Here is a 19,370-nt window from a genome sequence, read left to right on the forward strand (position 1 = left end):
ATTAGTATACCAATACCGCGCGACGGTTCTTAGCAAAAGCTTCTTCAGTGCGCGACTTAACCATTGGCTTTTCTTCACCATAGCTCACTACTGAGATTTGGCTATCAGAAACACCTAGGCTCTCAAGGTATTTAGCAACAGACTTACCACGGCTCTCGCCAAGTGCAATGTTGTACTCAGGTGTACCGCGCTCATCCGCGTGGCCTTCAACAAGTACTTTTACGCTTGGGTTTTTAACTAGGAAGTCTGCATGTGCTTGTAGTAACTCAACATATTCGCTGCGTACTGTAGAGCGGTCAAAATCGAAGTATACGATCTGCTCTTGACGCAACTGAGTGTACTTCTCTTGTAATTTCTCTTCAGCAGTTTTTGGACGGTCAATTGTATTTACATCAACCTTGTCGTTGCTGTTAGAAGCAGCATTAGTTTGCTGGCTATCACCACCTTCAACATCACCAGATGATGAGCTACATGCAGCTAAAGTCATTACAGGCAACGCTACCAATAAAGCCTTTAAAGTTTTGTTAAGTTGCATCGAGTATATTCCTATATCTTTATAAGTCTAACCAGTAAAAATTACTGTAAAAATGGCGACCAGGCCGGTGCCTTCACTTGCCCGTCAAGCACAGGCAGTCTCGCTTTAAAGCGACCGTCCATCGACACCAGGGCCAAAACCTGCTTATTATTATGCAGGGTACTGTAAATAATCATAGAGCCGTTCGGCGCAATACTCGGTGATTCATCGAGTCTCGTACGAGTTAACACCTGAAACAGCCCTGAATCAAATTCTTTCTTTGCTATATGGTACTGACCTAGCGTGCGATTTACCATTACTAATTGCTTACCATCCGGCGTAATTGAACCCGCTAAGTTCATATCACCATCGAATGTAACGCGTCTAGATCTACCAGAGTCTAAATTTAACTTATAAATCTGGGCATTACCACCCCTTTCAGACGTATACACAATTTCTCGGCCATTTGGGTGCCAACTTGGCTCGGTATCTATACTTCTATGCTTCGTTAAGCGCTTTTCGACGCGTGTTTCTAAGTCAATTACATAGACTTCTGTCGCGCCGCCTTTGTCTTTTGATAACACGACCAGCATTTGTGAACCATCAGGTGAAAACTGTGGCGCTCCGTTAATACCAGGATAGCTGGTTAACTTTTCACGTTTACCAGTATAGATATCTTGAATATAAACTTGAGATTGGCGATTTTCAAAAGTCACATAGGCCAACTTATTGCCATCTGGAGACCAAGCTGGTGACATTAATGGTTCTTTCGAACGCAGTAAAACTTGCTCATTAAAACCATCGTAGTCGGCAACAACTAGCTGATATGGCTTATCTTGCTCTTCGCGAACAATCACATACGCTATTTTTGTTCTAAATGCACCACGTTCACCTGTCAGAGCTTCGTAAACCACATCACTGATCTGGTGTGAATAGTAACGGAATGAATCACTATCGATCACGCTTTGGCGGCTTTCCAAAATATGGTCTTGGCTTTTCATTAGTTTGCCATTACTCATCATACGCGTTTCACCACCGGTGATCTGAGCACGCAAGACATCGATTAGCTCATACTTAACCAAATAGCGATTAGCCGGTTGCTGAGTGATTGTACCAACGACGATTGCTTCGACACCTAGACTAACCCATGCATCGTAATCCACATCTTCGTCGGTAGTAGGCAATTGTGGCATTTGTTCTTCTGAAACAGCCTTAAATTTTCCGCTGCGCATCAAATCAGCTGCGATGACTGTGCTTATCTCTGAAGGGACGGTACCGTTGCCGATATATTTAAAAGGCACAACCCCTATTGGTCTTGCGCTGTCTACACCTTCAGTAATGACGATCTCGAGTGCCGCATGAGCCAAAGTCGTCATACCAAAAGCAAAAACCAGAAATATGTTTTTAAAATGCTTTAACATGGTTTTCCTTTAAAGATTTGGTTTAATCGTTAAATTAATATTTTTAAGCTGTTCAAAAACATCTTTGTCTTTTGAAACAGGCAGTGTATCCGCCATGCGTACGGCCCTCAATGCCGCTTCGCACACTAACTTATCTCCCCCTAATGATTTCGCTTGAGTCACGAGGCCATTAAAGCCTAAGCGAATGTTCAAGCGACACTGTTTTCCTTTCATTTTCTCATCAATAAGTAAGTTAGATTGAATACGTTGCATTATAAGTGCTTTGTACTTGTCTACTTCACCGAGCACTTGTTGTTGTCTGATTTTTGCACGCGCTGCCTGCTCTTGAGCTAACTGCTCTTGTAACAATTGTTCTTGCAATGCTTTTTGTCGTGCTTGTTCAGCTTCTTGTGCTTTGCGCTTCGCCTCTTCTTCTTGACGCTTACGCTTAGCTTCAGCCTCTCTTAAACGGTCCTCTTCAGACTTGCGCTTTTCTGCTGCCGCTTTAGCTGCTTGTTCAGCCTGTAATTTTTCTTTTCTCGCCTTCTCTGCATCCGCGCGTTGCTTTTTCTCTACTTCTCGAGCCTTTTTGGCTTGAGCTTCCGCTTTACGCTTTTCAGCAAGTTTAGCCTGACGTTGTTGTTCAAGCTTTTTAATCCTGCGGGCCTCAGCTTCTCGATCTTTTCGCGCTTGCACAGCACGACGCTCCAAATCGCGAATGCGTTTTTCTTCTGCACGCTTTTGTGCATCTTCTTTGCGTTTCAGTTCAGCAACCTTACGCTCTACAGCCTGTTGATCTACAGAAATTGCAGAGACCACCTTCTCATCCGGCGTCTCTTCCATAACTGGGTTTAATTGCACTTGCATGACCGTGGGCTTTGACATTTGTAGGTTAGCCGACGCGAACAACATACCGGCTAACGCAAAGTGAAGCAGAAACGACTTGATAATTCCGCTTGTTAACGCATCCATTAATTATCCTCGAATGATTTTGTCATTAGCCCCACAGATGGCACCCCTGCATTTTTCAAAAAATCCATTAGCAGTAAAACTTCTTGATACGACACACGACCCGAGCCTTTAATCATTACAGGCGTATCAGGGTTTTGTTGTAATTTAAGCTTAATAACCGCTGCGACTTCTACGGCATCCATTGGCGCTTCTGGGTTTGTGCCTACAGACACGTAATATTTCCCTTCAGCATCAATGGTGGCGATAATTGGCGGCGCATCTTGGGTTTCAACCAAGTCAGACTCTTGCATTTGGGGTAAATCCACTTTCACACCATGGGTGATAAGCGGCGCTGTTGCCATAAAGATGATCAGCAACACCAACATGACATCAATGTAGGGAACTACATTGATCTCTGCAACCGGTCTTCTTTTTTTAGGCTGATACATTGGTTTTGCTCTCCACTAAAGTGGCTGCTTGACGATGTAAAATATTGGCAAACTCTTCCATAAAATTGGCATAGTTTACTTCCAACTTTTCTACATGTTTTGCAAAACGGTTGTACGCCATCACCGCAGGGATTGCAGCAAACAGCCCCATTGCTGTTGCGATCAGTGCTTCTGCGATACCCGGCGCAACCATCTGCAGAGTTGCCTGTTTAACATTACCTAAAGCGATGAACGCGTTCATGATACCCCATACAGTACCAAATAAACCTATGTACGGGCTGATAGATCCAACTGTAGCAAGAAAAGACAAACTCGACTCTAGCTTTTCTACTTCTCGCGATAACGCCACGCGCATCGAACGATGTGTGCCATCTAGAATCATATTTGCTGAGCCTGTGTTATTCTTCTTATGTCTTGCAAACTCTTTAAACCCAGCAACAAATAAAGCTTCCAACCCTTTCGAGCTGCCTGAACGTGCAGTGATTTCATTATATAACTTACCTAAGTCCATACCAGACCAAAATTGTTGCTCAAACTTACGGGCATCACTTTGTGCTTCAGCAATCACAGAACGGCGCTGGAATATAATCGCCCATGAGGCGATGGACATGCCGACTAGCGTCAACATAACAAGTTGAACCAACACACTGGCTTCTAAAATTAGATCGATGAAATTTAAACCCGATTCCACGTTTTAACACTCCTAATAATATTGTGTACCCGGCATGGCGCCTTTCAACAGATAGACTTCAAGCACGACAAAAGGTTCAGGTAGTTTAACCACACAAATAATGCCTTACAACGTCAAAGCTATAAAATTAGCTTAAATGTCGATAAATAACACAATGGCTCATCCGACGACACTTAGGCTCTTAAATAAGGATATTTTTCACTTAAATCCATTTGGTTTGTTGCTTTTGCTGTTTTATTAACATTTTTATTCTTCGCCTTGACAAGGAGCGTAAATATTTACTCGCCCTGCATAAATACAAGGATTTATTCACTTTGCGCGAATAAATGCTCAAAAACACATTGGTAATACCAATTAACAACAGATTATCTAATATTTACATTTTGCGCATAAATAGTACAAAACCTTATATTTCATATATTTACAAATGGTAATATAGCAACCTTTCGACAATGTAAGAACTGATAAGATCATTTCACATTAGTTTTTTTTATTCGAAAGTTGCAATTTTTCTAGTTTGATAACGAACCAGAATATCTCTAATATACACCCTGTACTGAGCGCACTGCTTAACGCAATGCAAAGCCAGTTACCGAGTGATAGAGTTCTGATTTACTCTGTTGCTTTTGATGAGAAACTTTTGGATAAAACCTTAACAGACTCATCAGTTCCCTGGATTACTTCCTTCAACTTGTTGTTTTCGCCCGCACACATGTGCGGGCTTTTTTTTGCCTAAAATTTGGGGTTGCTAGGAAATAACGCGCGCAAAGAAAAAAGCCACAGTAAAAACTATGGCTTGATAAGAGTTAATCTTTGGAAAGGTCAAAGTGTAGATAAGCTCGGTCTGAAACAATACGTCCTCTTGGCGTACGCTGAATAAACCCTTGCTGGATAAGGTATGGCTCTATAACATCTTCAATGGTTTCTTTTTCTTCCCCTATTGCTGCGGCTAGATTATCAAGACCAACAGGGCCACCTGTAAACTTCTCAATAATTGCCAGTAAGTACTTCCTGTCCATATAGTCGAAACCACATTTGTCGACATCCACCATATCGAGTGCCTGGTTTGCAATGCGCTTGTCCACACTGCCATCACCTTTGACATCAGCAAAGTCACGCACTCGTCGCAATAAACGGTTGGCGATCCTCGGCGTACCGCGTGCCCTTTTAGCAACTTCACGCGCACCTTCTTCTGTTGTTTCTAGATTTAAAAAGTGTGCTGAGCGGCTAACAATTTGTGATAAATCATCGACCGAGTAAAACTCAAGCCTTTGCACGATACCAAAGCGGTCTCGCAGCGGTGACGTCAAAGAACCAGCACGAGTTGTTGCTCCCACCAAGGTAAAAGGCGGTAGGTCCAACTTAATTGAACGCGCAGCAGGCCCTTCTCCTATCATGATATCTAGCTGATAATCTTCCATTGCCGGATACAGAATTTCTTCAACTTGCGGGCTTAGGCGATGTATCTCATCGATAAACAAAACATCGCCTTCTTCAAGGTTTGTCAGCATCGCTGCCAGATCCCCTGCTTTTTCAAGCACGGGCCCTGAAGTTGTCTTTATGTTTACACCCAATTCATTGGCAACAATATTGGCAAGGGTCGTTTTGCCAAGCCCAGGAGGTCCAAATATCAACAAATGGTCTAACGCTTCATCTCGCGATCGTGCCGCTTCAATAAAGATTTCCATTTGCTGCTTAACATGAGGCTGTCCAGTGTAGTCGCTCAGTAGCTTGGGGCGAATAGCCCTATCAATTTGCTCTTCATTACCTTGAACTTCAGGTTCTATTAGTCTGTCTGCTTCTATCATAATTACATCATAGATCTAAGGGCTTCTTTAATAATGGTTTCTGTATCTAAACCTTCGCCTTTCACTGCTTTAACTGCTTTTTGTGCTTGCGCGGCTTTGTAGCCTAAAGCCACCAGCGCAGCAATTGCATCATCCGCAGGTAAGTTACCCACAGTCGGGTTGTCCTGAGGTGGAATTACGGCATTGTCACTGAATGGCGTGAACAAGTCATGACCAAAGTCTTTCAACTTGTCTTTCATTTCTAAGACTAGGCGCTCTGCGGTTTTTTTCCCCACTCCCGGGATCTTAACCAGTGTAGACGCATCACCTTGATTAACACAATGCACAAATTGCTCAGCCGACATCCCTGACAAAATCGCCAAAGCTAATTTAGGCCCCACTCCATTGGCTTTTATCAGCTCTCTAAATAGCGCGCGTTCAGTTTTATGATTGAAGCCGAAAAGCAGCTGTGCGTCTTCTCGAACAACAAAATGAGTGAAAATTGCAGCTGGTTGGCCTGTACCTGGCAGCTCGTAGAAGCAAGTCATTGGCATTTGTACTTCATAGCCCACACCATTTACATCGATCAAAATTTCTGGCGGTTGCTTCTCTAATAAAGTACCACTTAATTTACCTATCATAATTATCTTAACCTTCCACGAACTGTTTTCTTAGCATTACCTGCCAAACGAATTAAGTTTTGTTCAGAGTGGGCATGACAAATTGCAATCGCTAAAGCATCTGCGGCATCTGCTTGTGGCGTACCGGGTAACTTTAAAATGCGTTTAACCATTTCTTGAACCTGAGTTTTGTTTGCACCACCAGTACCAACCACTGCTTGCTTGATTTGTCTCGCAGAATATTCATGGACAACGACATCTTGCATCGTCGCAGCTACAATGGCTGCACCTCGCGCTTGACCAAGCTTTAATGCAGAGTCGGGGTTATGCGCCATAAATACTTGCTCTATCGCAAAGCTGTCCGGTGAAAATTGCTCTATCAATTGGCTTATACCTTGAAAGATCATTTTTAACCGTGTTGGAAAATCATGCTCTCCAACTTTTATACAGCCACTACCAAGGTACTTAAATTTTGCACCTTGATGCTCAATCACGCCGTAACCTGTAAACCTCGAACCAGGGTCTATGCCCAAAATAACTGCCAAGGCACTGCCCTCTTTGCTTTTTTCAACATCATGCCAAAATACTGTATGGATTTCCAGTGTTAAACAAAAAAGGCGGCTATTAAAGCCGCCTTTTCAAAGAAGGTCAGTGCTTACTGCTCTTCACTTTGTGCTTGTTGTGCTTGCACTGCAATCGCAAGCTCAGTTAATGCATCTGGGTTTGCAACACTTGGCGCATTAGTCATCAAACAAGATGCCTGAGTTGTTTTAGGGAATGCAATCACATCACGAATGTTATCTGTACCACATAGCAACATCACAAGACGGTCAAGGCCAAATGCCAAACCAGCGTGTGGCGGTGTACCATACTTCAATGCATCGAGTAAGAAACCAAACTTGTCTTGTTGTTCTTGCTCTTCAATACCTAAAATTCTAAATGCCGCTTGCTGCATTTCATTGTTGTGGATACGAACTGAACCGCCACCGACTTCATAGCCATTAAGTACCATATCGTACGCATCTGAAATCGCTGCAGCTGGGTTTGCTTCTAGCTCTTGTGCACTGATATCTTTTGGCGCCGTAAATGGATGGTGTACAGCATGCAAGTTACCTTCGTCATCTTCTTCGAACATCGGGAAGTCAACAACCCAAAGCGGTGCCCACTTGTTAAGATCAGTGATCTCTCTGTCCAAACCTACTTTCAAACGCAATGCACCCATTGCTTCATTTACAACGTTACGCTTATCCGCGCCAAATAGGATGATATCGCCAGTTTGTGCATTGGTGCGCTCTAGCAAAGCGCTGATCACGTCTTCGTTTAAGAATTTAGCGATTGGTGATTGTACACCTTCCATACCTGCTTCACGGTCGTTTACCTTCATCCAAGCAAGGCCTTTCGCGCCGTAAATACCGACAAATTTTGTATACTCGTCGATTTGCTTACGAGATAGCTCTGCACCGCCCGGTACTGTTAATACAGCTACGCGACCTTTTTCGTCGTTCGCAGGACCAGCTAACACTTTAAACTCGACATCTTTAACGATATCAGCAACGTCGATAAGCTCTAATGGGTTACGTAAGTCAGGCTTGTCTGAACCAAAACGACGCATTGCTTCTGCATATGGCATCGTAGGGAATTCACCAAGGTCCACATTCAGTAGCTCTTGCCACATTTCACGGATCATGCGCTCAGTTACTTCACGTACTTGATCAGAGGTCATAAATGACGTTTCTAAATCTATCTGTGTGAATTCTGGCTGTCTATCCGCTCGCAAGTCTTCATCACGGAAACATTTCACGATTTGGTAATAACGGTCAAAACCAGACATCATCAACAACTGTTTAAACAGCTGTGGAGATTGAGGTAATGCGTAAAAGCTGCCCTTGTGTACACGGCTCGGTACCAAGTAATCACGCGCGCCTTCTGGTGTTGCTTTGGTTAAAACAGGCGTTTCAATGTCCAAGAAATCATTGGTATCTAGGAAACGACGAACAAAGCTCGATGCTTTCGCTCGTAGTTTAATTCGATCGCTCATTTCTAAACGACGTAGATCTAAGTAACGGTACTTTAGACGTCGCTCTTCTGAATTTTGCTGATTGAAGTCTAGCGGTAAAGGTTCAGAACGGTTAATGATTTCAAGGCCTGTGCCCAGGATTTCAACTTCACCTGTCGCCATATCTTTATTAACTTGACTGTCAGGTCTTGCACGAACACTACCTGTCACTTTTACACAAAACTCTTGGCGCAGCGTATTCGCAACATCCATCAAGCCTTCAACTTCTGGGTCAAAAACAACCTGCACCAAACCTTCGCGATCTCTTAAGTCGACGAAAATTAATCCACCTAAGTCACGGCGCTTGTTGATCCAACCACATAATTCGACTTCTTGACCTACGTGGTCTTTATTTAAATTTCCGCAGTATATAGAGCGCATATAGTTCCTATTTGCTTAGGCCTGTATGAAAAGTGCTTTCCAGCCTATCGCTATCGTAATTAACAAAAATAATCGCCAATTATATAAAACTGGGGGGCTTTGTCATCCTTATAAAGCAAGGAATCTTCGCAAAGTTGATTTTTTTAGGTACTCTCAATTTGATAAACTCAAAAAAAAGCACAAACGAAGATAACTATGTTGTATTTAGGTTGCCCACAATGGAGCTCATCGCACTGGAAAGGACGTTTCTTTAGTCAACATTGCAGCAATGCAAATATGCTCAGCGAATACGCAACTATGTTCAATAGTGTCGAAGGCAATACCAGCTTTTACGCAAACCCAAAGCCAGAGACCGTAATGCAGTGGAAAAACACCGTACCTGATGACTTTAAATTTACTTTTAAACTACCAAAACTCATCTCTCACGAGTTGGCGCTGCAAAATTGTCAAAAAGAGCTAGATACATGGTTGAACTTATTCGCGCCGCTGTTTGATAAAATAGGTATGGTCATGCTGCAACTGCCAGCAAGCTGTGGGCCGGAACACCTGTCGAGAATACAAAGCTTCATTGCGCAACTACCGCGTGAATTATGCCTTGGCGTAGAAGTTCGCAATTTAGCGTTTTTTCGAAAAGATGATAATGAAAGGCGCTTAAATCAATTTTTGATGAGTAACGGCATTAACCGCATCATGATGGATACACGTCCGCTATTTAGTGAAGCGCCGAGTACACCAGCCATTGAAGACGCACAGCGTAAAAAGCCGCGAGTACCTGTCAACGTGATTGCTACGGGCAATCGCCCTATGTTGCGCTTTGTTGGCTGCTCTGTGCTTGAGCATAATCGACCTTTTTATCAGCCTTGGCTCAAAAAGATTGATACGTGGATAGCAGAAGGGAAAGAACCCATCGTTTTTTTCCATACTGCGGATAATTACGACGCGCCGCTGCTTGCAAGGCAGTTTATCCAAGATTTAGGTATTGAACACAAAGTGCTGCGACCTTTTCCTGCAGAGCAACAACCCAAACAGCAATCATTGCTCTGAAATTTGACAGGGCACGTTTAGGCTGGCATGGTGAAATTGGATTTTATAAAAATAAAGAAGGACTAACCATGATACTCAAACTACAGAAAAAACAAGTGAAAACTCTATCTTTCGATAAAGTACGTCTACCAAAAGCCCAAACTAACGAAGTTGCTGGCGGTCAGACTGGGGGCAATTCACGTGCATCAGACTGCTGCCAAGTGGCCTTAGGCCCAAGTGGTGGTAATTCTCGTGCTTCAGACTGCTGCACGATGGAAACTGACTACTAATGTTGAGTGAGTGCATTGCACTCACCTTTTCAAAAACCAAATTACTTTGCTTTCATTCGAGCTGGTTCAAATTCGTCATAGTGCGGGATCTGGGCATTTATTTCGTCCCAATTGGCTTTTGACGACACAAAGTTATGTGATCCGGGTCGCTCTTCAATATCCGAATCTAATACCCCAAGCCTGAGGCGCAACTTTTCAGGTAAATCTGCGTTTGAACTAAACAATGGAGAAGCACAGCGACTGCAAAAATGTCTCAGCCTACCGGGCTTGAAGGCATAGGATTGGATCAACTCCTTACCCGTTACTATTTTCAATGAAGATGTCGCAATAAAACCATTGGTCGCATAGGCCGTGCCACTCGACTTTCTGCACAGGGAACAATGACAGTGAATAATACTTTCAATGGGTCCATTGATCTCTAGCTGAACCGCATTGCATAAACAACTCGCCTTATACATTTACTCTTTTCCTTGCGTTATAATCACGCGATAGAATACGTTTAAAATGGCCATGTTCCAAGCGCAAAATATGCAACAATTAAAGTATTTCCAACACTACCCCGACAGTTTGCAAGCTCAGGTGAAAACACTGATAACAGATGAGAAATTACAGCCTTATTTCAAAAGTAAATATCCATCGGGCCATCAATTGCAAAATCAACAGGCCCTGTATCAATATTGTACGGCCTTAAAACAGCGTTATTTGAAAAATACACCACGATTAAATAACGTCAGCTTTAACAAACATACAGATATGATGAAAGGCACGCTCGGTACTCATACTCATAAGCAGCACCGCCATGGTCAAAAGCTAAAAACGCGCTACGATATCGCATTAAACAACCAGCTAAAATATGCGCCAGAAGCAATATTACGCGCCTTAATCGTGCATGAGTTAGCCCATTTTAAACATGCTGATCACGACAAAGCATTTTACAACTTGTGCTGTAATATGGAGCCAGATTACCATCAGTTAGAATTAGATCTGCGGCTATTTGTGGTATTGGATGAGTTGGGAATGAACTTTTATACACAGATCTAATTTGTGGCAAAGGCAAAGCACTGCTTCGCCTTTGCCAATATCGATTACACCTTACACTGTGGCTTTAACCCTTTTTGCTGAGCCGCTCTAAACAAACTGTTGGCTTCAGCCATTTTACCATTTAACTTTTCTATTCTGTTGTCAGGAGATGGGTGAGTCGATAAAAATTCCATAGGCCTATCCCCGCCCAGTTTTTCCATATTTTGCCAAAGCTCAACTGACCCCTGGGGTTTAAACCCTGCCTTTGCCATGAGTTCAAGGCCAATAATATCGGCTTCACTTTCGTGCGCACGGCCAAATGGCAGTGCCACGCCAACTTGCGCACCAACCCCAAGTCCTTGCATAATGGCGTTGCGGTACTGTACATCATTCATTTCTAATACCGCATTGCTCACCTGTAAACCTGCTTGCAAAAAGCTGCTTTGCGTCATGCGCTCATTGCCGTGTTGTGCAATTACATGTCCTACTTCATGGCCCATCACTGCCGCCAATTGATGCTGATTTTTAGCGACTTTTAACAACCCTGTATGTACGCCTATTTTCCCACCCGGTAAAGCAAATGCATTAGCGCTGTCATCTTTAAATACCACAACTTCCCAATTTTGCTGAGCATATTTATTTGGCAGTTGAGCGATTAGTGCATCTGCAATACATCTAACATATTGATTGGTTCTTGTATTAGCTTCGACAGGCTGCTCTGTTTTAATCTGATCAAAGCTCGCCGCACCCAATTCGTTCATTTTATGCTCGGGGAACATCATTATTTGCGTTCTCCCCGTTGGTGACGTTTTACACCCACTCAGCAGCGCAGCTGCCAAGATACAAGCGACTACTCGTTTCATAATACTTCCTACGTTTTATTGGCTCGCAATTTAAATTCAATAATAAACTACAACATATGAATTTGACTAGAAACAACAACTCGACTTACAACCCTTTGTTGTCTACCTGCTTACAACTGAGATTTAAACTTATTGATCAATGTACCTTCGGCAACCGAAAAATGATGATTTAGCTTGAGCAGTTTTTCATATTCTTTAGGGAAGAATTGCTTGAGTCTCGCAACTCTCGCAAAATGGCTGCGCTCTATTTTTTTTACAAACGGGATTATATCGGCCAAACTGTCATGTAGTTTGCCTTTGTTGTAACTTTCATCGAGCAATACGTCCAACACATCTAAACCTAACATATCAAAATTTGGTGACATACCTAGCTCAAGTAAAAGCTTGATCGCGTCAGAAGAATTCAATGCGGCGGGGACAAATAGCCCCTTTTCAAACTTATCTTTGATAGTAAAGTCAAACCGCTCACTACGTAGCCATTGCCAATGATTGATAGACAAGTGTTTAAACACCATTAAATTGGTTGGTGCGATCTGTTCAACTCGTGCCCGCCAAATAGAAAGTGCATCCACGTTACTGTGCACCAGTACATATAATAGTGCATTGGTTTCATATTCACTCAACGTTTTAGATGTGCTGTATTCAAACGCCTGCTGGAATGCTTGGTCACGCAGCATTGCTATAAAATCACTACTTTGGTCCATACTTGAATCAAATCGTTTGTCCCACCAAATGTCTACCAAAACCGGATCTATGTCATGTAATCTGGCAGCGATATTTTCTTGCTCTTTTTCGAGCCTATCAAATAAATCATATATTTCCCTTGAGTCTGAAAACCCCTCTGCTGTTAACAATTCCTGTCGGATTTCAGCGCACTGCTTAGATTGGTCCTGCACAACTTTTTTGCTGATCTCCATCGCCTCAATGGCCTTTGATATAAGTGAGTCATCCTTTTCTCTATCGCCCTGTATATACTCATGTTCTTCAACTAAACTGACCCCACGTAGCGCCTGTTTAAGCTCCGGAGACAATACATCATGACTGCTCAATCTAGCACCATAAGTCGCTGAAAAGAAAAAGTAGTCCAACTCTTCAAACTGAATATGAGCACCATGTGCTTTAAAGCCTTTTTGCACCAAGTAGTTGATGGTATCAACGTATTTACTGTCAAAGCTTGCCAAATCGGCGTAGTCCTCTGGCTGGTTTGGCAAATTCGCTATTGCGATGTCCAGCCCACTAATTACACCGGGCTCGTTTGAAGGTTCAACATTATAACTTGCTAATAGCTTGAGCAGCTTCACATTGTGCACCGACGCTGCCACATCAGCCAAATTGCCATAAAAATTGCCATAAAAGTCATCATGGCTTTGCACTGCCAATGGCATAGTGCCTATAGATACTGTCTGTGACAGCATTGCTTCAATATGTTCATATGGCATATTGTTTGTCACAGCCACAGCAACGTCATTCACAGTAAAAGATTTTGATGCAATCACTTGCTTAAATTCGTCAATGTTTAAGTTACCAGCAGCGAGCGAAAACAAAATAGAGGGTGAAACGACAGTACTCCCCCCGACGCTTAGCGGTGACTCTAAATAGGTATTAAAATGACGTTCGTTTTCAACAAGGGCGTAAAGTACCGAGTTGTCTACTTCACTGGCTAGTTGGAATGGTAATTTCATGCCCTCTGCATGCTCTTCAAATAATTTCAAAGCTTCGACAATTAAGGGTGATTTGATAGTAGAAAAACCTTCAATGACAGATAGACCATCCCATTCGTACAAAATATCAATAGCGCTAGTGTATTGGTACTTATCCTTTTCAATATTAAACACAGCCTCGCGCAGTAAATCCTTATAACTGCTATAGAACCCGTTGTATTGGCCCGAGTAACGCAGCAGTTCTTGCATCGTTTTGCCGTTTCTGAGCTCATGCTCTAAAGCGCGAATGAGGATATCGTGAACACTTTGTACTTGACTGCCAAAGTCTTTTTGAGATTTTTTGCACTGCGCATTCGCGATGGTTAGCTCTTTGAGCTTTTGAGATGCAAAGTGCCGTTGGCTGAGCCTTAATGCTTCTTCTTGCTGCTGATTGTTTGATACAAGCCCAATGAATGGATCTTGTTTATCGGAAGGCGCTTCTTGTAAAAAAAAATAACCTACCATTGCTAAAAGAGTGCATGCTATAAAAGTTAACTTTTTCATTTTACGACACATCCTTGAGCGCGTATTTGCTCGAGTAACTATACAAAAGGGCCACCAACTAATTGGCAGCCCTTTTATATAATTGTTAACGACTAAAAACGTACTTTTAGATTAATTTAGTACGTTACTCAGCAGCTTTAGATACCATTACCATTGCTGGGCGTAATAAACGACCATTTAAGGTATAGCCTTTCTGCATAACCGCCAGCACTGTATTAGGCGCTACATCATTGCTTGGTTGCATTGACATCGCTTGGTGGAACTCTGGAGAGAAAGTTTCGCCTTGAGGGTTAACCGCTTCAACACCAAACTTACCCAAAGCTTCTGAAAAGCTCTTTAAGGTCATCTCAATCCCTTCTAGGATTGATTTTGTCGCTTCATTTTCTTTATCAGCAAATTCGATTGCGCGCTCAAGATTGTCAATCACTGGTAGTAATTCATTTGAGAATTTCTCAAGTGCAAACTTATGTGCTTTCTCAACATCTTGTGCCGCACGGCGACGCATATTTTCGACTTCTGCCGCAGCGCGTACTACGCCGTCTTTTTGGCCTTCAATCGTTTGCTTTGCAGCTTCAAGCTCAGCGTATAAACCAGCAATTTCTTCTTCAGGGCTCACTTCGCCTTGTTCAGACTGTGGCGCTTCTTCCTGTGCTTGCGCTTCAGCAGCTTGTTCTACTACTTCTTCTTGTGCAGTTTCTTGTTCCTGCTCTGGTGCTTTTGTCTGCTCAGACATGAAAGTTAATCTCCGATTCTTTACAACTGCCGTAATTATGGGGATTGATTTTTTAGTTTCAAGAGTCTTTTTGCTCGATACGGCTAAATTCGTCAATTATTGACTCAATTGGCGCCTCTGAAGGACACACGACACAAAAACGGCTTTGATATTCTTGGTCCATAAAATATGGGACACTTAAAATCACGTACCGCGATAAACTGTCGGCATCAATGTCGCTCCCAAGCAACACTGAAAGACCATCACGAAAAGCGAGTTTATCTTCAACTTGGTGCAAAAACGGCACGCCCAGACTGACATCATTGCCCTGCTCTAGGCGATTGTATATATGGCGCTCACCAACCACAATGCTGTTATCAGTCCCCAATTGAAGGCTAAGCTCACGTGTCCACTGAGATAACAATTCTCGACAATTGGGCATGGCACTATTGGCCATCGCGCGCATACGATGCAACCCTTCTTTGAGGGTTTGCTGACTAAATACGGTATTCATCCAAAGTGCAAATTGATATCGAATTTCATCAGAGTTATCTGCGGGCTTATTGATACAAATATTCTGCGATTGCCCAGCTTTATCGATAAGTAGAACAAGCCAATGTTTGCGATCAAAGTCTAATACTTCGACACGAAACACTTTTTGGCTGCTTACTTGAGGTAACCCTACGACACAACACACCTGATAATGCTGACTCAGTGAATGCGCCAAAGTAACCAACTGCTCTTGTTCTGGCTGCCAGTAGGTCGCAATGGTATCTAATTCAAAATACTCTTGTAACCAGTATTTGATGCCTATATCTGAAGGCACTCGCCCAGCCGATGTGTGGGGAGAAAATAATAACCCCTGATTTTCTAATCGAGCCATGGCGTTGCGCACAGTCGCGGAACAAATGGCCATACCTTTCATCTTGGCAATTTTACTGGACGCGACCGGAAGTCCTTCACCATTACAGTAAAGTGTCATTACAGCCGAGAAAACTTGTTTATCACGAGCACTTAATTTCATAATTATTTATGTTGGGGTGAATTTCAAAGTTTCAAGCGCTTCAATTTTAAGATAATCTTGGGTGAGATTACACACCAAGGATTTGCGTTAAAAATGAGCACTCCATTTAACACCATCGGCCTTATAGGCAAACCGAATCATGACGGCGCGGCTCAGACCTTACATCGCCTTTACACTTTTTTGCAAGCGCTAGGTTATGAAGTTTTTGTAGAGCGCCGTGCAGGCAGGCAACTTGATGTGCTGCAAGACTGCCAGTTGCTTGATCTCGTAGAGTTAGGCGAGAAATGTGATCTAGCCGTCGTCGTTGGAGGAGATGGAAATATGCTTGGCGCAGCCCGTGTACTCGCACGGTTTGACGTCGCCGTTATTGGGGTTAACCGGGGTAACCTTGGATTTTTAACTGATTTAAATCCACATGACTTCGAACCTGCACTAGAACAAGTACTCAGCGGTCAATTTGTTGAAGAACATCGCTTCCTACTCGAAGTGGAAGTCTACCGCCATGCGCAACTCAAAAGTGCGAACTTAGCTGTTAATGAAGCGGTTTTACATGCCGACAAAGTGGCCCATATGATTGAATTTGAAGCTTTCATTGACGAGCAGTTTGTGTTTTCACAGCGCTCTGATGGCTTGATTGTCACAACACCCACCGGCTCAACAGCCTATTCATTGTCAGGGGGTGGCCCCATTCTAACGCCAGAGTTAAATGCAGTGGCACTGGTTCCTATGTTTCCTCATACACTTTCCAGCCGCCCTCTAGTCGTAGATGCCAACAAACAAGTTAAACTCAAGCTCAGTCCTGAAAACACAGCTAGCTTACAGGTTAGCTGTGATAGTCACGTGGTGCTGGCCTTACTTCCAGGCGATGAAGTGGTGATTAAAAAAGCAGCCCAAAAGCTAAGACTTATTCATCCTACTAGCTATTCCTACTACCATGTTCTTAGAGAAAAACTAAATTGGGGCAGTAGGCTTTACTAAAGCCAATTAGTTAAGCAGAATAGAGCAGATTTATTTTCTAATTTAGGGAAAAGTAATACAACATGAGTTACATAGTGTTTGTATCGATAGTGTTGCTCATCACTATCCTTGGTGTTTACATGGTTATTGAGAACAATCGACAAAAAGCCCGTGACGCTGAGAAAAAAATTTTCAATGAGCGTGTGAAAGATATCTCGTCGTTATATAAAAGAAAAATAGCAGAGTACGTAGACTGTAAACTGATTAGGCCAAAGCACGCACCTAAGTTTAACGCCATCGTCAGTAACTTTTTTGTTGTGCAATCACACAACGAAGAAAACTTGGCGCGTCTAGAAAAAGTCAGTGAGCACCTTTTGAGCCAAATAGGCTCAGAGCTCAACAAGTGCCGTAGCAACGATAATGTCGAGTTATTGAGTGAACAGCTGTTTTTATTTGCCGCTGAGCTGCCATCAGCTGGTATAGCGTACAATAAAAACTTTTATGTAGAGATACTCCCCGCACTAATCTCTCGTATTCAAACTCCTGATACTCATGAGAAAATTGAACATGAAGTTGAAGTGGATTCCGACGAGAAAATTGCGTCTAACAATGATGATGAACATGCTTCATCTCAGCCTAGACAAACGGCCGATATAATCAATTAAAAGTTGATTTTTGCATAAATGCTGTATAGATTAACAGTAAAATACTGTTTGGATATACAGCATGCTTACCAGTTTGCAAATTAAAAACTTTGCCATAGTCAGCGAACTCAACATTGATTGGCGTTCTGGCATGACAGCCATCACAGGTGAGACCGGTGCTGGTAAATCAATCGCCATTGATGCCCTATCCCTTTGTCTTGGTGAACGCGCAGATGCAAATGCTATCCGCCCAGAAAGCAGTAAAGCGGAAATTTCAGCTCAATTTGATATTCGCAATTTACCACAAGCACAAAAATTCCTTTCAGAACTTTTGCTCGATGATGAAGAACAAAATTGCATTTTACGGCGCGTGGTCACCCGTAACGGCCGCAGTAAAAGTTTTATTAATGGTTCATCCGTGACCGCAGCTCAGCTCAAAGAACTAGGGCAAATGCTCATTGCCATTCACGGCCAACACGCTCACCAATTACTTCTCAAACCAGAACATCAACTTGGTTTATTAGACGCTTACGCTGGACACCAAAATCTTCTCAGCGCAGTTAAAGCGCAATATAACCACTACCATAAATTACAAAGAGAACACGCTAATTTACTCAAACAACAGCAAGCCCAAGCAGCTAAAAAACAATTGTTAGAGTATCAGGTTGAGGAGCTTGATGAATTTGCTTTGCAAGAAGGCGAATTTGAACAAATTGAAGCCGAGCACAACCGTTTGAGCCACGCACAAACTTTGGTAGAGAGCTCGCAAAGAGAGCTAATGAGTTTATACGAGCAAGACGACCAAACAGTACTTGGTCAATTGCAACATAGCGTGCAAACTTTCAGCGAGCTAAGTACGTTAGACAAATCACTTGAAGGTATTAGCCAGATGCTAAGTGAAGCCGCTGTTCAGCTGGAAGAAGCTTGCCGAGAGATCCGCAGCTATGGAGAAAGCGTTGAGCAAGATCCAATTAGACTGCAAGAGATCGAGGAGCGGATCACACAGGCAATGGCACTGTCTAGAAAGCATCAAATTCAACCAGATCAACTCGCGTCACATCATTTAGCCTTAAAACAAGAGCTAGACAACATTTGTTCAGATAATGCACGCATCGACGACTTAGAACACGAAATAGCGGAAGCCTTGCATGCATACCATATCTCAGCAAGCCAGTTGAGTGACAGCAGAGCCAATGCCGCTGGCACATTAAATACACTGATCACCCAAAGTATGCACGAGCTTTCAATGGAAAATGGCCGATTTGCCATCGAATTGAGTAAAGACGCCGACAGACGCCCCAATGAGCTTGGCATGGATAACATCGAGTTTTTAGTGTCAACGAACCCCGGGCAACCAATGCAGGCCCTTGCGAAGGTGGCTTCTGGTGGTGAGCTATCACGGATCAGCCTCGCAATTCAGGTGATTATTGCTAATAAGGTCACTACACCAACTTTAATATTCGATGAAGTAGATGTCGGGATTTCAGGGCCTACCGCCTCTCAAGTTGGTAAACAATTAAGGTTACTAGGCCACTCCACACAAGTCATTTGTGTAACACACTTACCTCAAGTAGCCTGCAGTGGTCACCAACAGTTTTTTGTCCAAAAAGCAGTCAACAATGCGCAAACATATACCTCTATGGTGCCATTGGATATGCACCAACGCGTAGATGAGATAGCCCGATTGCTTGGTGGGGACAGTGTCAGTGACACCACCAGAGCCAGCGCGAAGGAGCTGCTGAGTGTGCAAAGCTGCTAAAACAATATACATGCGGGGTGATATC

General features: G+C 43.0%; 20 protein-coding genes. 6 read left to right on the plus strand and 14 right to left on the minus strand.

Features of this window, described 5'->3' with window-relative positions:
* Nucleotide 1 precedes the first annotated feature (1 nt).
* The 9 genes from pal to aspS all read right to left on the minus strand — a co-directional run bounded on the left by pal (nt 2) and on the right by aspS (nt 8,849).
* Entirely contained in the window at nt 2-535 is a 534-nt protein-coding gene (pal, locus tag QNM18_RS23390) for a peptidoglycan-associated lipoprotein Pal (RefSeq protein ID WP_023402200.1), read from the minus strand.
* A 41-nt stretch (nt 536-576) separates the two neighbouring features.
* A complete protein-coding gene (gene tolB / locus QNM18_RS23395) occupies nt 577-1,890 on the minus strand; it encodes a Tol-Pal system beta propeller repeat protein TolB (protein ID WP_247687241.1) in 1,314 nt (437 codons plus the stop codon).
* Between the two features lie 54 nt (nt 1,891-1,944).
* Entirely contained in the window at nt 1,945-2,886 is a 942-nt protein-coding gene (tolA, locus tag QNM18_RS23400; protein ID WP_023402202.1) for a cell envelope integrity protein TolA, read from the minus strand.
* Nucleotides 2,886-3,314: a protein TolR gene (tolR, locus tag QNM18_RS23405; RefSeq protein WP_023402203.1), complete on the minus strand. Its 429-nt coding sequence runs from the start codon at nt 3,312-3,314 to the stop codon at nt 2,886-2,888. The genes tolA and tolR overlap by 1 nt, the downstream gene beginning before the upstream one ends.
* Nucleotides 3,301-4,005, minus strand: a complete 705-nt coding sequence (tolQ, locus tag QNM18_RS23410; protein WP_023402204.1) for a protein TolQ — start codon at nt 4,003-4,005, stop codon at nt 3,301-3,303. The genes tolR and tolQ overlap by 14 nt, the downstream gene beginning before the upstream one ends.
* Nucleotides 4,006-4,811: 806 nt before the next feature.
* Nucleotides 4,812-5,813, minus strand: a complete 1,002-nt coding sequence (gene ruvB, locus QNM18_RS23415) for a Holliday junction branch migration DNA helicase RuvB (RefSeq protein WP_284138592.1) — start codon at nt 5,811-5,813, stop codon at nt 4,812-4,814.
* 2 nt (nt 5,814-5,815) lie between these two features.
* A complete protein-coding gene (ruvA, locus tag QNM18_RS23420; RefSeq protein WP_211008934.1) occupies nt 5,816-6,433 on the minus strand; it encodes a Holliday junction branch migration protein RuvA in 618 nt (205 codons plus the stop codon).
* Nucleotides 6,434-6,435: 2 nt separating this feature from the next.
* Nucleotides 6,436-6,957: a crossover junction endodeoxyribonuclease RuvC gene (ruvC, locus tag QNM18_RS23425; RefSeq protein WP_211008933.1), complete on the minus strand. Its 522-nt coding sequence runs from the start codon at nt 6,955-6,957 to the stop codon at nt 6,436-6,438.
* Between the two features lie 110 nt (nt 6,958-7,067).
* A complete protein-coding gene (gene aspS, locus QNM18_RS23430) occupies nt 7,068-8,849 on the minus strand; it encodes an aspartate--tRNA ligase (RefSeq protein WP_284138593.1) in 1,782 nt (593 codons plus the stop codon).
* A gap of 195 nt (nt 8,850-9,044) precedes the next feature.
* On the opposite strand from aspS, the gene QNM18_RS23435 reads away from it, so the two are divergent.
* Together QNM18_RS23435 and QNM18_RS23440 are read left to right on the plus strand one after the other, a co-directional pair.
* The gene (locus tag QNM18_RS23435; protein ID WP_211008931.1) at nt 9,045-9,893 is read left to right on the plus strand and encodes a DUF72 domain-containing protein; all 849 of its coding nucleotides are present in this window, start codon (nt 9,045-9,047) and stop codon (nt 9,891-9,893) included.
* A 68-nt stretch (nt 9,894-9,961) separates the two neighbouring features.
* Nucleotides 9,962-10,162 carry a hypothetical protein gene (locus tag QNM18_RS23440; protein WP_211008930.1) on the plus strand — a complete coding sequence of 67 codons (201 nt, stop codon included), beginning with the start codon at nt 9,962-9,964 and terminating at the stop codon, nt 10,160-10,162.
* 41 nt (nt 10,163-10,203) lie between these two features.
* On the opposite strand, the gene QNM18_RS23445 is transcribed toward QNM18_RS23440, so the two are convergent.
* Complete coding sequence (locus tag QNM18_RS23445) at nt 10,204-10,620, minus strand: GFA family protein (protein ID WP_284138594.1); 417 nt, start codon at nt 10,618-10,620, stop codon at nt 10,204-10,206.
* 46 nt (nt 10,621-10,666) lie between these two features.
* On the opposite strand from QNM18_RS23445, the gene QNM18_RS23450 reads away from it, so the two are divergent.
* On the plus strand, nt 10,667-11,203 hold the full coding sequence (locus QNM18_RS23450; RefSeq protein WP_284138595.1) for a M48 metallopeptidase family protein: 537 nt from the start codon (nt 10,667-10,669) through the stop codon (nt 11,201-11,203).
* Between the two features lie 44 nt (nt 11,204-11,247).
* Here QNM18_RS23450 and QNM18_RS23455 read toward each other — a convergent pair whose 3' ends face one another.
* The 4 genes from QNM18_RS23455 to QNM18_RS23470 form a co-directional block, all read right to left on the minus strand.
* Nucleotides 11,248-12,045, minus strand: a complete 798-nt coding sequence (locus tag QNM18_RS23455; RefSeq protein ID WP_211008927.1) for a M48 family metallopeptidase — start codon at nt 12,043-12,045, stop codon at nt 11,248-11,250.
* Nucleotides 12,046-12,155: 110 nt separating this feature from the next.
* The gene (locus QNM18_RS23460; RefSeq protein ID WP_284138596.1) at nt 12,156-14,249 is read right to left on the minus strand and encodes a hypothetical protein; all 2,094 of its coding nucleotides are present in this window, start codon (nt 14,247-14,249) and stop codon (nt 12,156-12,158) included.
* A gap of 124 nt (nt 14,250-14,373) precedes the next feature.
* Complete coding sequence (gene grpE / locus QNM18_RS23465; protein WP_023402214.1) at nt 14,374-14,982, minus strand: nucleotide exchange factor GrpE; 609 nt, start codon at nt 14,980-14,982, stop codon at nt 14,374-14,376.
* 58 nt (nt 14,983-15,040) lie between these two features.
* A complete protein-coding gene (locus QNM18_RS23470; protein WP_023402215.1) occupies nt 15,041-15,985 on the minus strand; it encodes a transcriptional regulator in 945 nt (314 codons plus the stop codon).
* 93 nt (nt 15,986-16,078) lie between these two features.
* Here QNM18_RS23470 and nadK point away from each other — a divergent pair, with 93 nt between their 5' ends.
* The 3 genes from nadK to recN all read left to right on the plus strand — a co-directional run bounded on the left by nadK (nt 16,079) and on the right by recN (nt 19,345).
* Nucleotides 16,079-16,963 carry an NAD(+) kinase gene (gene nadK / locus QNM18_RS23475; protein ID WP_211008925.1) on the plus strand — a complete coding sequence of 295 codons (885 nt, stop codon included), beginning with the start codon at nt 16,079-16,081 and terminating at the stop codon, nt 16,961-16,963.
* Between the two features lie 62 nt (nt 16,964-17,025).
* Nucleotides 17,026-17,607 carry a hypothetical protein gene (locus QNM18_RS23480; protein ID WP_284138597.1) on the plus strand — a complete coding sequence of 194 codons (582 nt, stop codon included), beginning with the start codon at nt 17,026-17,028 and terminating at the stop codon, nt 17,605-17,607.
* A gap of 61 nt (nt 17,608-17,668) precedes the next feature.
* Entirely contained in the window at nt 17,669-19,345 is a 1,677-nt protein-coding gene (recN, locus tag QNM18_RS23485; protein WP_284138598.1) for a DNA repair protein RecN, read from the plus strand.
* Nucleotides 19,346-19,370: the final 25 nt, after the last annotated feature.

It is taken from the genome of Pseudoalteromonas obscura (assembly GCF_030135505.1).
GTDB lineage: Bacteria > Pseudomonadota > Gammaproteobacteria > Enterobacterales > Alteromonadaceae > Pseudoalteromonas > Pseudoalteromonas obscura.